Origin of the sequence: Weissella ceti, assembly GCF_018394055.1 — a bacterium.
GTDB classification, from domain to species: Bacteria; Bacillota; Bacilli; order Lactobacillales; family Lactobacillaceae; genus Weissella; species Weissella ceti.
In genome coordinates, this window is the sequence record NZ_CP074441.1 from 1164212 (window position 1) to 1179128 (window position 14917).

The window sequence follows — 14917 nt, forward strand, 5'->3', positions numbered from 1 at the left end:
ATTATTCTCCTTTAACTGCGCGTACATTTCCTTCAAGATCACGTTCAACCTTCATATCGTGAATTGAAATGTATCCTAGTTGTGGTACAAGTGTTTGTTGAATTTCTTTTGAATTCATATGATCAATGAATTTTTGAACAACCGGACGTGGTTGTCCCTTTGTGTAAACGTGTTCGTATGCCCAAATTGGCCACTTACCAGCTTTTACAGTATCGTCAGATGGCTTAATGCCATTCAACATTGGTACAGAAATTGAATCATCTAAGTAAGCAAAGGCTGCGTATGAGATTGCACCAGGTGTTGTTGATACGATTTGACGTGTCATCCCTGATGAATCTTGTTCTTGCGCATCCATAGATTCGCCTTCCTTCAATCCCCACTTCTCAAACGTCAAACGCGTTCCAGAACCAGCGACACGGTTTACAACAACAACTGGCAAGTCAGCACCGCCAACTTCACTCCAGTTCTTGATCTTACCTGTAAAGATATCGATCAATTGTTGTTGTGTTAGGTTATCAATTTTATTCTCTTTGTTCAGCATAGGTGCGATTCCGACAACTGCGACCTTGTGGTCAACTAGTTGACTGGCATCGATTCCGTTCTTTTCTTCCGCAAACACGTCAGAATTCCCTAAATCAACGGCCCCTGATTGTACTTGTGCTAGTCCTGTTCCAGTTCCACCACCTTGGACGTTAACAAACGTTCCCAAGTGCTTGTTGGCGAAATCTTCCCCAGCAGCTTCCACAAGCGGTTGTAGCGCGGTTGAACCAACCGCAGTAATGTTCTCGCCACCATTTTCATCGCGTGTTGCATAGCCCCACGTCAATAGTCCTCCAATGGTCACAAGAATGGCAATAATGATCAACCAACTACGTTTCATAATTGAACGTCTCCTATCAATTTTTACTACAATAATAATTATCTAAGATATATGTAAAATCGTCATCACAGTTGTGTAAAGATTTCCATTACAAAAGCTAAATATTAATGACTCAGCTTAGCTAAATGCTGTGGCAATCCCAAGCAACAAGACTGTCACTGCATTCAGTCCAATAATAATTGAATACAGAATACGTTGTCGCTTTGTTAGGTTTTGCGTTAACAGCAAGACACCAAAGAATACAAAAATCATTAACATCGCAATGACAATTAATAGTTGATTGCGAATCATCAGTTGTGCCAACATCACGACAATCAGTGCAACGTTGTACCAAATTGAATTAACAATCGGCACAAGTGCCGTTGCTATCTTCTTTATACCAGACATTTCTCTCCCTCAAATCCTGTAGATTACCCTAACCAAGCTGCTAGTTCTAAGACAATGATCACTAAGTACAAACCTAGGATAATGTAATAGAATGTGCGTTGTTGCTTCGTTAGCTTAACCGTTAGTAAATTAACAACCACCAACAATAGCACCATTGCCATTGATAAGAAGGTTGTTAATGGTGTTCTAAAAAAGAACTGCGCCAAAATAACAGCACCAAAGATAATCAAAAACCAAACCGTTTGAATATACGGTTTTACTGCAAAAGCAAATTTTGTTAATAGCTTCAAAACATATTCCTCAATTTCTAAATGGCAATGTTACTAACTAGTATACTATATTTAAGACCACTTTATGGCCACTCAATCACCCGATCAAGGGTTTAATTATGAAAAATTTAAGGTTGTTTTTTGACCTAATTGATATACTTTCTTTACTTAAAACGCTTATCGTCAAGAAAAAAGGAGTCTTTTTATGCAAGAAATTTTAGTTGTGACGACTGCTGAAGTTGCTAACTTCAACATCGTTCAAACCCATGGTGAAGTCTTTGGACAAACAACCCGCTCACGTAATATCTTCTCTAGCATCGGACAAGCCTTTAAGTCATCTACCATTGGTGGTGAAATTAAGGGTTACACTAAGCTACAAGACAGCGCTCGTGATGAAGCGATCGAACGTATGCGTCAATCAGCCCTCGAATTAGGGGCAAACGCCATTGTCATGTTCCGTTTCGATAGTAATTCTGGTTCTATTGGAGATTCAGTTACAGCGTATGGAACTGCTGTAACGATTGAACCCGTTAACTAATCACTTGTGATTTAAAATAAAAACATACAAAAAGCCGACCTATTCTGTTTAGAAATAGGTCGGCTTTTTAAGTATTCTCTTGCAAAAAATTATGCGTTTAGAAAGTCCATTCATCTAATGCATTCACAACATGCGTTGGTTGAACATCTTTTTGCGCGACTTGTTCTGGTGTTGAAACACCACTATAGACAAGCAATGTATCCATCCCTGAGTTAATCCCCGCTAAGATATCAGTTTGGTAGTTATCTCCCACCATCACAACTTGATCCGCAGTTAAACCAGTGCGCTTAAGCGCTTCTTGCATAATAATTGTTTCCGGCTTTCCAACAATGGTTGGCTCTGTTTGAGTCGCTGTCTTAACAGCGGCTACAATTGTTCCGGCACCCGGCAACAAACCACGTTCATTTGGTAAGTTGGTATCACCATTTGTGGCAATAAACGCCGCCCCAGCTTGAATTGCCAATGTTGCTTCAGCCAACTTCGCGTAATTAATGTCGCGGTCTAGCCCAACCACAACAGCATCAGCTGGTCCTTCGGTCACAATCGTTAAACCTTTGTTTTCTAAAGCAATCTTCAATCCGTGTTCACCAATCATTAGGACACGTTCAAAACCACGACTAGCCACATAATCAGCTGTGGCCATCGCACTTGTGTAAACTTCCTCAGGACTTGTCGGAATGTTGTGTTGCTCTGTTAGAAAAGCAGCCACTTCTTCAGGTGTTTTTGTAGAGTTATTTGTAACAAACAAATGGTCACTGTCAGATGCTTTTAAATTAGCGACAAATGTTTGTGCTGCGGGAAATGATTCCATCCCCGCATAGATAGTTCCATCAAGATCAATAAAATATGCAGCATACTTTGACATGTTTACTTTCCTTTCGTGACATTAGGCTTATCCGTCTTACGATCACGGACTTCAAAATGACGCTTCTTACGTGCACCCTTCACCTTAACTTCAGTGTTCTTACCACCCGTTGGTTTCTTATTTTGCACCGGACGTTGCGTTTCTTTGATCGCAGCACCCTTATCCTTGCTTTTATTTCCAAAGCCAGGACGACGACGTGAACGATGGCGACGCTTAGTTCCTTCACCAGCATCGACTTCTTCAGGCACATCATGTGGTTCTAAGTTTTCTAGCACAAAGTATGGTGCCCCAAAGTTCACTTCTTCATACAAGTAATCTTCCAAAGCCGTAATTTGTTGGTTACGCGGAATGCCTGTAATCCCTTTATTGTAGAAGCCACGCAAACGTAATTGGTCTGCCGCAATGTCTCCCACAATAAAGTTATACTTTTCCAAAAACTCACTGAAACGAGCAGCTAACTTAGCATCGTCATACGCTTCGCGATAGTTGACAACTAACTTGTAGCTACGTTCATTAATTTGTAGTTTATCAAAATCATCAGGCGCATGGACAATTTGTGTCGCTGCTTGACGTTCAGCAAATTGTGCTTCCGCCAACTCTTTCATTCTTTCACGGTTCATGTTAATTACTCTTTTTCTGTCTTATTTTTTAAATAGTTGCCAAAAGTCTCACGTAACACTTGATCGTACATTAACGTATTATCCCCGGCGATTTCCAATGTTGGGAAATACGGAATAAACAAAAAATGATCCAAGCTCCCTAAATGGTAGGTATGTGTCAGTTCAATCGGCTCATCATGCACATAATAAGTTCCATTATCTTCTGTGATGCCACTGAAGACAATCGTTCCAAATTCTTGTCCACGGAATCCCATCCCCTTTTGTCGATGCATACGCAAAAACGGTTGGTTCTTTTTAATCTCTTTAAGTAAACGAATTAAGTCGCTTCCTAGTAATTCAGTCCGCATCGGATGAATCGCATGGGGCAACATGTCGTGCAAAGTCTTTTTAGTTATCGTTCCAACTGGTAAGTCTGTTAGGAACAAGCCGGTTGATAACATCGCAATATCAGTATCCGTTGCTGCTTCTAAGGCTTCTAATCCTAAGTCGATAACACGATGATTTCCCGTTAGCCCATTTGAATATACAGTCGGCATCTCAGTGATGACTTCACGCTTTAAACGTTCGTCACCAGAAATACGGTAGCCATTAATTTCACCCTCATCTTCAAACAGACGTGGCATCTCAGCAACTGGATAAACCGTCGCTTCGGCAGTTACACGATCATCTTCGAATTCTAGGGTGACTTCACCAACGTGGTCGCCATGGCGTCCTGCTGCTGCAAGCAATGTCTTACCTACATATTCACCTTCTGGCAACAAGTGGTGCGTGTGCGCACCTAAAATAACATTGATATCTTCAAACTTAGTCGCAATGTCTCGATCAGTCGGTAGCCCTAAATGTGATAGTAGCACAATAGCATCATGATTCTCTTTTAACTTCGGAATCCAAGTTGCTAAAGTATCCATGACATCTAGCGGTGCCCACCCGAGCAATGGTAGCGTACGAATAAATGGCGCGGTCATTGCTAGGACAGCAATCTTTTTTCCGCCACGCGTAACCAATGTTTTACTAGCTTGTGCCCATACTGGTACTTGTTCTGTTGCCATATCAAGCACATTCGTGATGATAACGGGAAAGTTTGCTTGGTCATATAGATGGTTCAAAGCGTCATGAGTCATCCCCAAGTCTTCATTATTACCAATTGTCACCGCTGTGTAATCACCTTGGTTTAACAATTGCACATTCGCACGTCCCATTGTGGCATCGGTTAACGGATGTTCACGATCAAGTGCATCCCCAATGTCAAAGGTATATGACGTCATCCCTGCACGATTCGCATTGCTACGGCTTGCCTTGAGAAAACGGCGAATCCGTGGCCAACGTTCCAAGTGTGAATGCATATCATTCGTGTGTAATAACTGAACTTTGTCTCCCATTTACATCACCTCACTAACTCATTTAAATCACGTGCCCATGGCCTAAACTTTGTAGCCAATTTTCAAACTCAGCTAAGTTGTCTGGCTCCGCATTGGCACCCATGTATTGTTGCCAAGCTTCAATCTCATCGTCAAAGAAACGTAGACCCCATTCATCAGTTTCCCCAATTTGCAGTTTTTGCATTTCAGGGACCCATTGTGCAGTCAACTCATGCATATGACGTTCAATATTCTTCCATTGAAGTGAGACATCTTGCCCCAAATGTGCATAACGACGTAATAATGGATTCTTTCGTAATGTGTCTTCATTGCGTGGCATGAAGTTAATCTCAGCATCTGAAATATCAAAACGTGGTGCCTTTAGTTCTTTATTAACTGCGACCACAAAAGCTTCAGAAGCATTCAATTGCTTACCATATACGAAATCAAAACCATTCTTTAAATTCCCATGATAAAACTCAAAATACGCTAATGCCATCTTACTTCTCAATCACAATCAAATCTGTTGAAATACCAGCAGTTAGGTTTTCGTAGCCATCTTCAGTAACCAAGATTTCATCTTCGATACGAACCCCACCTTGATCAGTCAAGTAGATACCAGGTTCAATTGTTAGCACCATGTTGGCACGAACAGTATCAGCTTCATCGGCACGGGCTGAGATAACTGGTCCTTCGTGGACATCAAGGCCAATTCCGTGTCCAGTTGAGTGACCGTAAGCTTCACCGTAACCAGCAGCCTTAATGATGTCACGATCAACAGCATCCAATGTTGCCAGGCCAACACCAGCCTTTGTAGCTTCGATGGCTGCACGTTGTGCTTCTAATACGATTCCGTAAACCTTCTTCATTTCGTCCGTTGGTTCACCAAAGGCTAGTGTACGTGTAATGTCTGATGTGTAACCATCAACGAAGTACCCAAAGTCAATTGTGACCATATCACCTGCTTCAATCACCTTGTCTGAGTAAATACCATGTGGCAAAGCACCACGGTAACCTGACGCAACGATTGTATCGAATGATGTCTTGTCGGCACCATTTTCCTTCATGATGGCATCCAAACGGTTAGCTACTTGTCGTTCTGTCATCCCAACATGTAGTTCAGGCAACAATTGGTTAAATGACTTTACAGCCACATCCGCTGAACGACGAATCTTGGCGATTTCTTCTTGATCCTTCACTTCACGGATCATTTCCAACAAGCTTGGTACAGGTGCAATATCAACACCATCAAAGTTTTCATCCAAGTAATCAAAGTCACGGAAAGCGATGCTATCTTCGAATCCCAAGTTCTTAATCTTGAAGCGCTTAGCCGCAGCCATCGCTACACCCCAGTAATTACGTGTTACCAACATTTCAATACCCTTTTCTGCCAAAGCAGCGCGGTATTCATCTTCGTAACGATCATCAGTAATCAACGCGATGTTGTCAGGTCCTACCAAAACAAGTCCATCACCAGTCCCACCTGTAAATCCTGTTAAGTAGTTCATGTTTGTTCCGTCTGTAATAATCAAACCATCTACGTTTAGTGGTTCAAACATTCGGCGAACGTTTTCTGTACGTGTCATCATGCTAAATCCTCCGGTCGTTTTTTTCTATTATATAGCAAAAAGCACCTCGATGTTAAACGAGGCACCTATCTTTATGGCTTTTGTAACAAGTTATACGTATATTTCGGTCCAATTTGTTGGGCTTCAATTGCTGGCCAATCAAGTTCAATACCAATCCCCGGCCCAGTTGGCACCAATACCTTACCACCTTCAAAGATTAAATCTTGTTGCACAATATCGCGTGTAAAGTAACGCGTCTGTTGTGAAATATCAGCTGGATATTGCGGTGTCGGTAACTGACTAGCTAATGCTGCATCGACGGCACGTCCTAAGCCAGAAGCCAACATCCCACCAATCCAGGCTAGCTTATTCGCTTGAACAATCAAAGTCATTGTTTGTAGTGTATGTTGAATTCCGCCTAATTTCCCCTGCTTCAAGGTATAGGCGGGTATGTCTGTTTGTGTTAACCACATTTCAACATCAGCAACGGTATCTAACTGCTCATCAAGACTAACCTTTAACGGTGCTAGTTCATTTGCCAACCGATGATAACTGTCTAGTGTAGGTTCAGCGAAAGGTTCTTCAATCAGATTAATCCCTAAGTCGCGAACACCTTGTAGATAACGATGCGTTAATTCGGTATCTGGCAAACTTGCATTGTAGTCTAATGAAAATAGTTGGTTTGGGTATTTGGTCACAAGCAACGCTAATTCATCTAGATTTGCTTGCTGCTGTTTCAACTTAATGCGTTCATAACCAGCCTGGATAGCATCATCAATTTCACTTCGTTCATCAAGGCCTAATGCAATCCCCACTGGCGTACTGCTTGTATGCTCACCTAACATATCCGCTAACGATTTATTTTGTTGCTTACCCACTGCATCCCAAACAGCCATTTCTAATCCAGCACGAGCAAATTGACCATCAATTGGTAACTTCGCCAATAACGAATTGATATCTTCACCCTGCCAATTTTTCAAACTAGGCATTGTATCTGTTAACCAAGCTAACGCATCGGTTTGATCTTGTGTCGCATATGCATGGTTATCAAATGCTTGAACTTCACCATACCCAATGTATTCGTCATCCAATGTCACAGCAATCAAAATTAAGGGGCGTGTAGCGGTTGTGTCATTCGCTGTCTTAAAGCCATTCTTCATTGTTAGGGCTAATTGACGATATTCAATTTTAGTAATCTGCATGTCTACCCTCCCAATGGTAATAAAAAACCACCATACACCGATTAGTCGGCATATGGTGGTTAGTCAGAATGTTCCTTCAGGGACTCGAACCCTGGACCGAACGGTTATGAGCCGTTTGCTCTAACCAACTGAGCTAAAGGAACCCCATAAATACTGTTTAATCGATTGATTAAATGTCCCCTCAGGGGCTCGAACCCTGGACCCAAGGATTAAAAGTCCTCTGCTCTACCAACTGAGCTAAGGAGACAGTGTATTTATTAGAAAATAACAAAATTAATTATACCGTAATCCTTTTTTGAATGCATCCTTTTTAAAGACGATTCAATAATTCAACAAAGCGCTTAGGCGCTTCTAGATGAACATTATGTCCTACATCAGGCACAACAATCTGCTTACTTGTCGGAATTTCGGCTACAAGCGCTTGACCAAGGTTGGTAAATTTCTCATCAACAGAACCTGTGATGATTGTCGTTGGTATCGTAAGCGTTGCTAGATTCTGCCAATGATTAGGCATACTACCTGTGCCGAAAGCACGTAGTGATGCGGCCATATTCGCGGGTTGTTGCCGCAGACGTTGCTGACGAACATGTTGTTGTACTTCATCAGTCAATTCAGTTTGTGTGGCAAATAGTGGCAAATTTTCCCACATTGTCACAAAATCAGCCATGCCATTTGTTTCAAGACGTTGCGCAAGGCGCTCATCTTTAGCACGTCGTTCTGCTCGCTCTTCGCTTGTTTGTAGACCAGCTGTGCCACTTTCTAAGATCAATTGTTCAATTAATTCTGGATAGATGAGTGCATAACTCAATGCTAGTCGCGCTCCCATTGAATAGCCAACTAGATTAACGTGTGTCAACTCTAACGTCTGTAATAGTTCATGCAGTTCAGCTACCTGCTTTTCAACGGCCATGTCATTCGTCTCAACGATTGGTGCATGTACGCCAAAGCCCTTTAAATTCACATAGATGCGCGTTCCATGTGGTTCAATGTGTTGAAACTCGGTTTGACTACCTAAAAAACCATGTAAGAATACCCAAGTTGGTTGTCCATTGCCCACGATCTGCACATCGTATGGATAGCCTTGTACACTAACTTGCTTATCCATGACTCGCCTCTTTTAGCGCAGCAATACGATCAGCATGTACCGCAACGTTATCTTGACGCGTTGTTTGCACCTCAATGATACGTAAACCATGCCAAGGGGATGTCACCAACGTATCCAGTTCTGCTGCATCTGTAATTAATTGATAATCTGCATCATACAAAGCAGCAATTTTTTGAATATCTAAATTCTGTGGTGTCCCAAACATTTCTTCAAAATAATCATCTGCTTGTGCTTGCGGCAAGAATGAGAAAATCCCACCCCCATTGTTATTCGTTACAATCAATGTCAAATCAACATCGTTTTGACGCGCTAACATCAAACCGTTCATATCATGGAACAATGTGAGATCACCAATGGGCAACCACGTTGGCTGGCCGTTAAACGCCATCCCCACAGCTGATGCAATTGTTCCATCAATCCCGTTAGCCCCTCGGTTAGCCATCGTCTTGACGACTGACTCTGGTTGCCAGTAATTATCGAAGTCACGAATCACCATTGAATTGGCTAAGAAGATTTGTTGTTCCTTAGGCAATGCTGCCAATGCGTTAGCAACACTCATTTCGGTTAGTACATCATTTTGTTGCACATCACTTAATTGTGTTTGTGTCTTTAACCACGCTTGTAAGAATTCAGCATCTGACTGCACATCTAAGTTCATCAAGTTAGCCAAGATTGTCATCTCATCCCCAGCAATGTTGATAGATGCATGGCGTGAATGATCATGCCCCAAATGTTGTGTCCCTACTTGAATTTCAAGCACCTTATTACTCTTCAACCATGGCAATACGCGACCAGAAACTGGTGTTCCCCCAAATCGAATCACAACATCAGGAATTGCTTGTGTTGGAATGGCGTCTGCTGCAATCAACGAATCAATCCCAGAAATCATGTGCTTTTGCCCACGGACACCACTTAGTACGTCCGCAATAACCGGTACTTGCCATTTTTCAGCTAGTTCTTCAAACGCATCAGCGGACCAAGCTGATTCAGCTGGTCCCGCCAAAATAGCAATACGCTTATTCGCAAGCAACGCTTCAACTTCTGTCATGTCAATCGTTTGTGTTATTTCTACGAACGTTTGTGGTGTCGTGATTGGCCATTCTGTCCCAAGGTCTGGCATCAATGGCTTACGTAATGGCAAATTGATTTGCACTGGCCCAGCTGGTGCTGTTGTTGCTTCGTGTACCAAATGTTGGGTTTCATACATGATGTATTCAGTCACATCTGCATGCTCATCTTGCAGTGTTAACTCAATTGCACGCTTAGCGTGTTCACCATACATCCCCAATTGTGGCATCGTTTGTGGTGCCCCCACATGACGCAGTTCTTGTGGGCGATCAGTTGTCAAAACAATCAATGGAACATGTGACAACTTAGCTTCCGCAATTGCTGGTAAGTAGTTCGCTGTTGCGGTTCCCGATGTCGCTAACAAAGCCACTGGCATCTGTTGCGTCTTAGCTAATCCTAATGCTAAGAACGCCGCATCACGTTCATCAACGGCTATATGAATTTGGAATTCTGGATTAACATGTGTCACATATTCCGCTAGCAGTAGCGCTAATGGTGTTGACCGTGAACCTGGTGAGACAACAATATGTTGCACACCTTGCATTACTAAACTTTGAATCAAGTGTTGTCCATTGTTCGTTAAAACTGGATTAGTCATTTAGTTGCTCCTTAATCAATTCCAACATTGGTGTCATCTTCAAGTTAATTTCAGCCCACTCTTGCTGTGCATCTGAGGCCGCCAAGATCCCCGCCCCAGCAAATAATGTCGCTGTGTTACCAGCCACGACCATCGCACGAATCCCAATCGCAAATTCACCATCGCCATCAGGCCATACGACCCCAAATGGTGCAGCGAATAATCCACGCGGCTGAGCTTCCACTGCCTTAATTGTCTGCATCGCCCATTCGCGTGGTACACCACCCAAAGCTGGTGTTGGGTGCAAAGCCTTCATAACATCTAGGATATGACGACCATCTTTCAACGTTCCTGTAATTGGTGTGTACAAATGTTGAATTTGCGGTGTTTGTAACATAATCGGTGTATCTGCCCATGCCACGTTTGCGATATTCGTCAAACGTTGACTAATCTCATTCACTACTAACGCATGCTCTTCACGATTTTTGTCGTCCGCAATCAACGCTTCACCTAATACTTTGTCTTCAGCAGCATTTTTACCGCGTGGTGTAGATCCAGCAACAGCGGCCGTTGCGAAGACGTGCGCATCGACTGAAACCAATCGTTCGGGTGTTGCAGAGACGAATAAGTTGCCTTCACGCTTAAACGCAATATGGTAACTCTTCGGTTGCTTCAAATTTAGATCACGCAATAATTGCGCTTGATCTAACGGCTTAGATAGATGTACTTCTTTTTGTGCACCAAGGACCGTCTTTTGTTTTGTTGTGTCGTTGGTCATTTCAGTGATTACTGCATCAACGCGTTCAACCCAGTTATCTTCTAGCGTCTCCTCTATAATCACCCGGGCTATTGGTTGTGTAATTTGTGGCATGACATCTGTCTTTAGATAGTTTTCGTCACCTAAAATGACTTGCTTATTAAAATCAATCACAACCTTTGGTGCAATAAATCCGGCCAATAAATCACGTTGATTTTCTGGTGTCGTTTCGTCAAATGACAAGCCACCAAATACTGGCACGACTTGTGCAGCTTGCCATGCTTTTAACGCCTCCATATCTTCGGCAGTGTGACTTGACGCTACCCCAAATCCCATTAAGGTTGTTTGTCCATCGGCACTTTTCCAGTAAACTGCGTTGTCCGCTTGTGCAAACAGCTCAAAATAATCTTCAATAATCATATTTATCCCCTTAATTCTAATAGTCTATTTCGTAATTTATCATCTGCTGCAGTGACATACAAGCCTTTAATGCCCCAACTGATCAATACATGTAAGGTATTCAACATGTATGTCTGCGCTAAGGCTTTCAACGTTGCTGGATCTGTCACATCTGGACGACGCTTGTAAATTTCACGATGTGTAACTTTATCAGTATTAACCACAATTCGATCATTCATGTCATCATATTCGTATGCCGGACTTAAAATAACACCAACATAATTCAAATCGAATCCTTGTACCGTATAAATTGACCCTACTTCGTTAATTGATTCTGGTCGTTCCGCCCAAGGTGTTTTTTGTGGATCATATTCATCCCAAGGTAAGTCGAAGTCATCCATATACACATTGTGCTCATCTGGATGCCGACGTGGAAATCCAGTTGTCGCCACAATTCGTGATAGTCCCACTGATGCATCGCGTTCTTTAATTAGGCTGAACATATCTGACGCTTTATCGAAAACCTGAATATCATAATCACCATGCTCTTTGGGAATCACTCGTAACTCACCATGGCCAAACGCTTCTATCCATTCTTGGATGGCTTGCGGTGCTTGAACACGATGTTGATAATTTAAGTTCAGTTGTAGTATTTCACTGCCTACCAACTGTTCTTGTAACAAATCAGGCGTCCACAACATCTTACTCTGCATCACTTGATCAAAATCAAACACGACGATGACTACTTTGGCCCTTTTAATAATCTCGTGAAGTTGATTATCTTGTGTAAACCGAATATATGGTTCTGACTTTGATAAAAGCAAGTGTCCCTCATCAATCACCACGACATCCGCATGTCGTTCTTCTTTATCTAGACGATTAATCAAACTGGTTGGTCGGACATAGTCTTTTTGGCGTAACTCTGGGATGTCCGTTGTTAGCGCTTGGTAGACTTTTAGTAATTCCGGATGGTTAACCGTAAAGTAATTATCCAAGTCAGCAAAACCATCAACCTTATTCTTTACCTTGGTTTGTAGTCGACGGAAAAGCGCTGTTAATAACACACTCTTTCCTGTCCCAGCTGCCCCTTCAATAATAGCGACATGCGGGTCATCTGCTTTTAAGCCGGTTTCAATAAACGCTTCTAACGTGGTTAAATCATTTTCTTGTTGTTTAGTTAATGTTGGTACATTAAATTTCTCAAAAATCGCATTTGTCATATACCTAGTATAACGCAACAAATCAAAACACTTGTATAAAAAAAGAGAGCCACTTCTTAAAGTGACTCTCCGAAAATCTAATCTTAATTAGATTTTTATTTACCTGTCTTTTCTGGCAAGATGTGTCCGTATGTCTTGTTGAAGTTTTCAACTTGACTGATTGTGACACGGTCTTCATGCCCTTCTGGACTAACCAAGTTCTTGTCATAGAATGGGCTACGACGTTCTAGTTCAGAATCAAAGTATTCCAAGCCATCACGTTCTAGCAAAGTCTTTTCGTTTGACATCAAATCAGTTCCAAGCCCTAGACGATCACCTTCAATCTTAACTCCCATATTTGAAAGAATTGTTGGGAAGTAGTCGAATGACGCGTATTGACGGTTATGCGTCTCAGGGTTCTTGTGTTCTGATTCTCCATTCAAAATCAAGTTGAATGTTGTACGGTTGTAGTTTGGATCAAAATCACGGAAGAACTTCTTATCCATACTTAAGTGATCACCAGTCAAAACGATTGTTGTGTCCTTGTAGAATGGTTGCTTTTGAATCCAACGAACAAACTTAGTTACTTCTGCTTGTGAATGGAAGATAACATTCGCATATTGCATGTCGAATGGTTCTGCCATCCCTTCTTCAACGTAACCGTTCGGGAAGTGTGTATCTGCATTTTCCATGACAAAGTTAAATGGTTCTGGCTTAGCAGCTAGCTTTGTAATTTCTTCCTTAGCGTATTGGTACAACTTCTTGTCTTCAAATCCCCAGAATTCTTCATAGTCGACTGGAATCTTACCATTAGCACGTGCATATGAAACGTCGAAGATATCATAGTTTCCGTGTGTCTTGTAGTAAGTTGTCAAACCACCGAAGTCTGCGTCAGATCCAAACATAACCATTTGGTTATATCCTTGGTCCTTCAACAAGTCTCCCATTGTTGTCGCTCCAGGCAAGAAAATTCCATCACGCCCATAAGTATTCTTAGCTGAAACCTTCAACGGAATACCAGCTGACATATTAACCATTCCAGCAACTGACCAGCTTGAACCATACGTTTGTTGTGGGCCACCGAACTTATCCGTGTCAGAGAAGTGCACACCTTCATCAGAAAGCTTTTGCAAATCTGGCATCAAGTTGGTGTTCATGTAACCACCATCTTTTTTCTCTAGGTATGAGTTTTCATATGATTCTAAGTAAATATGAATCAAGTTACGCTTCTTCTTTGGGAATGTTAGCTTAGCCTTTTCAGGATCAACATAGTTGTCCTTTACGTATTCAGACGTTGTGTAACGTGAACGGTACAAGCTAACAACACGCAATTCATGCCCAGCAAAGAATAGACTTCCTAGTACGATTGCCAATTGCACAATCACAAACCAAATCTTAAATGTCTTTTCCTTCATGTGCCAGTTCTTAATAGCAAGCGTCCAGCTTCCCCACAACAAACGTAGGTTAATCATCACGATCACTAACCAGGCAACGATTGGCCCGTTCCAGACTGAATTCATAACTGATGAATCAGCACCATCAGTTGTTGATGTCAATTGGAATGACAATTGTTCTGGTGTAATCTTACCGAATGTACCCACGAACCACATTGCCCCAACTGTAACAAATGTTCCAGCCACAACGATGATACTCATCACTGAGTAGCCAGCCCATTCACACGGCGTTAACTTGTGGTCTTCCAGTGTCAAACGAATTGGTGACTTGTGTCCGTACATACGTGCCAACATGTAGATGCCCGCAAGTACAGCCACAACCATTAGGTAAAATAGCAAATGTACCCAATTTGTCATGCCTAACAAAGTTAATACAATGTCTTCAAAGTCAAACACGTAACGCATTACCAATAAAGCAAATGCATTTAGTAGGACTGAGTGCCACAATACCACTGGAATTTGACGCCAACTCGTTAATTCTGGCCCAAACTTACGTCCACTGATATATGTTAGCCCGCTACCTAGCAGCAGGCACAAAATTAGATAAAACATATTTATTTCCTTTTTCTCTCTATAACATATGTATCACGTTATGTTGTCACAGCACTCCGTGTTTATCGCACTAAATTTTCCGATTCTCAAAAAGCACTATTTAAGTAGTATAACAAAAA

At 42.0% G+C, this 14917-nt stretch carries 15 protein-coding genes and 2 tRNA genes; 1 reads left to right on the forward strand and 16 read right to left on the reverse strand.

Annotated elements, in window-relative coordinates; translation table 11 throughout:
* Position 1 precedes the first annotated feature (1 nt).
* From KHQ31_RS06075 to KHQ31_RS06085, 3 genes are all read right to left on the reverse strand, one after another.
* Positions 2-880 (reverse strand): phosphate ABC transporter substrate-binding protein PstS family protein, encoded by an 879-nt coding sequence (locus KHQ31_RS06075; protein ID WP_213408706.1) that lies wholly within the window; start codon positions 878-880, stop codon positions 2-4.
* Between the two features lie 117 nt (positions 881-997).
* Positions 998-1267 (reverse strand): hypothetical protein, encoded by a 270-nt coding sequence (locus tag KHQ31_RS06080; protein ID WP_213408707.1) that lies wholly within the window; start codon positions 1265-1267, stop codon positions 998-1000.
* A 23-nt stretch (positions 1268-1290) separates the two neighbouring features.
* On the reverse strand, positions 1291-1557 hold the full coding sequence (locus KHQ31_RS06085; protein ID WP_213408708.1) for a hypothetical protein: 267 nt from the start codon (positions 1555-1557) through the stop codon (positions 1291-1293).
* Between the two features lie 184 nt (positions 1558-1741).
* On the opposite strand from KHQ31_RS06085, the gene KHQ31_RS06090 reads away from it, so the two are divergent.
* Positions 1742-2074, forward strand: a complete 333-nt coding sequence (locus KHQ31_RS06090) for a heavy metal-binding domain-containing protein (RefSeq protein ID WP_213408709.1) — start codon at positions 1742-1744, stop codon at positions 2072-2074.
* Positions 2075-2171: 97 nt separating this feature from the next.
* Here KHQ31_RS06090 and KHQ31_RS06095 read toward each other — a convergent pair whose 3' ends face one another.
* The 13 genes from KHQ31_RS06095 to KHQ31_RS06155 all read right to left on the reverse strand — a co-directional run bounded on the left by KHQ31_RS06095 (position 2172) and on the right by KHQ31_RS06155 (position 14798).
* Complete coding sequence (locus KHQ31_RS06095; protein WP_213408710.1) at positions 2172-2939, reverse strand: TIGR01457 family HAD-type hydrolase; 768 nt, start codon at positions 2937-2939, stop codon at positions 2172-2174.
* Positions 2940-2941: 2 nt separating this feature from the next.
* Entirely contained in the window at positions 2942-3559 is a 618-nt protein-coding gene (locus tag KHQ31_RS06100; protein WP_213408711.1) for a YutD family protein, read from the reverse strand.
* A gap of 5 nt (positions 3560-3564) precedes the next feature.
* Positions 3565-4938: a bifunctional metallophosphatase/5'-nucleotidase gene (locus KHQ31_RS06105; protein ID WP_213408712.1), complete on the reverse strand. Its 1374-nt coding sequence runs from the start codon at positions 4936-4938 to the stop codon at positions 3565-3567.
* Between the two features lie 22 nt (positions 4939-4960).
* A complete protein-coding gene (locus tag KHQ31_RS06110) occupies positions 4961-5416 on the reverse strand; it encodes a phosphoesterase (protein ID WP_213408713.1) in 456 nt (151 codons plus the stop codon).
* A 1-nt stretch (position 5417) separates the two neighbouring features.
* A complete protein-coding gene (locus tag KHQ31_RS06115) occupies positions 5418-6506 on the reverse strand; it encodes an aminopeptidase P family protein (RefSeq protein ID WP_213408714.1) in 1089 nt (362 codons plus the stop codon).
* Positions 6507-6577: 71 nt separating this feature from the next.
* On the reverse strand, positions 6578-7687 hold the full coding sequence (locus KHQ31_RS06120; RefSeq protein ID WP_213408715.1) for an enolase C-terminal domain-like protein: 1110 nt from the start codon (positions 7685-7687) through the stop codon (positions 6578-6580).
* 69 nt (positions 7688-7756) lie between these two features.
* Positions 7757-7830 (reverse strand) — tRNA-Ile (locus tag KHQ31_RS06125).
* Between the two features lie 31 nt (positions 7831-7861).
* Positions 7862-7934: transfer RNA gene (locus KHQ31_RS06130), tRNA-Lys, on the reverse strand.
* A gap of 63 nt (positions 7935-7997) precedes the next feature.
* Positions 7998-8792: a 2-succinyl-6-hydroxy-2,4-cyclohexadiene-1-carboxylate synthase gene (gene menH / locus KHQ31_RS06135; RefSeq protein WP_213408716.1), complete on the reverse strand. Its 795-nt coding sequence runs from the start codon at positions 8790-8792 to the stop codon at positions 7998-8000.
* Positions 8785-10458, reverse strand: coding sequence for a 2-succinyl-5-enolpyruvyl-6-hydroxy-3-cyclohexene-1-carboxylic-acid synthase (menD, locus tag KHQ31_RS06140; RefSeq protein ID WP_213408717.1), 1674 nt, complete (start codon positions 10456-10458; stop codon positions 8785-8787). Before menD ends, menH begins: the two co-directional genes overlap by 8 nt.
* Complete coding sequence (locus KHQ31_RS06145) at positions 10451-11614, reverse strand: isochorismate synthase (protein ID WP_213408718.1); 1164 nt, start codon at positions 11612-11614, stop codon at positions 10451-10453. Before KHQ31_RS06145 ends, menD begins: the two co-directional genes overlap by 8 nt.
* 2 nt (positions 11615-11616) lie before the next feature.
* Entirely contained in the window at positions 11617-12813 is a 1197-nt protein-coding gene (locus KHQ31_RS06150) for a DUF2075 domain-containing protein (protein WP_213408719.1), read from the reverse strand.
* Between the two features lie 95 nt (positions 12814-12908).
* Entirely contained in the window at positions 12909-14798 is a 1890-nt protein-coding gene (locus KHQ31_RS06155) for an LTA synthase family protein (protein WP_213408720.1), read from the reverse strand.
* Positions 14799-14917: the final 119 nt, after the last annotated feature.

Excerpts from the sequence above, each read along its gene's own strand:
- KHQ31_RS06075 (WP_213408706.1), bottom strand. The coding sequence starts at position 880 with ATGAAACGTAGTTGGTTGATCATTATTGCCATTCTTGTGACCATTGGA.
- KHQ31_RS06080 (WP_213408707.1), bottom strand. The coding sequence starts at position 1,267 with ATGTCTGGTATAAAGAAGATAGCAACGGCACTTGTGCCGATTGTTAAT.
- KHQ31_RS06090 (WP_213408709.1), top strand. The coding sequence starts at position 1,742 with ATGCAAGAAATTTTAGTTGTGACGACTGCTGAAGTTGCTAACTTCAAC.
- KHQ31_RS06095 (WP_213408710.1), bottom strand. The coding sequence starts at position 2,939 with ATGTCAAAGTATGCTGCATATTTTATTGATCTTGATGGAACTATCTAT.
- KHQ31_RS06100 (WP_213408711.1), bottom strand. The coding sequence starts at position 3,559 with ATGAACCGTGAAAGAATGAAAGAGTTGGCGGAAGCACAATTTGCTGAA.
- KHQ31_RS06105 (WP_213408712.1), bottom strand. The coding sequence starts at position 4,938 with ATGGGAGACAAAGTTCAGTTATTACACACGAATGATATGCATTCACAC.
- KHQ31_RS06110 (WP_213408713.1), bottom strand. The coding sequence starts at position 5,416 with ATGGCATTAGCGTATTTTGAGTTTTATCATGGGAATTTAAAGAATGGT.
- KHQ31_RS06115 (WP_213408714.1), bottom strand. The coding sequence starts at position 6,506 with ATGATGACACGTACAGAAAACGTTCGCCGAATGTTTGAACCACTAAAC.
- KHQ31_RS06120 (WP_213408715.1), bottom strand. The coding sequence starts at position 7,687 with ATGCAGATTACTAAAATTGAATATCGTCAATTAGCCCTAACAATGAAG.
- menH (WP_213408716.1), bottom strand. The coding sequence starts at position 8,792 with ATGGATAAGCAAGTTAGTGTACAAGGCTATCCATACGATGTGCAGATC.
- menD (WP_213408717.1), bottom strand. The coding sequence starts at position 10,458 with ATGACTAATCCAGTTTTAACGAACAATGGACAACACTTGATTCAAAGT.
- KHQ31_RS06145 (WP_213408718.1), bottom strand. The coding sequence starts at position 11,614 with ATGATTATTGAAGATTATTTTGAGCTGTTTGCACAAGCGGACAACGCA.
- KHQ31_RS06150 (WP_213408719.1), bottom strand. The coding sequence starts at position 12,813 with ATGACAAATGCGATTTTTGAGAAATTTAATGTACCAACATTAACTAAA.
- KHQ31_RS06155 (WP_213408720.1), bottom strand. The coding sequence starts at position 14,798 with ATGTTTTATCTAATTTTGTGCCTGCTGCTAGGTAGCGGGCTAACATAT.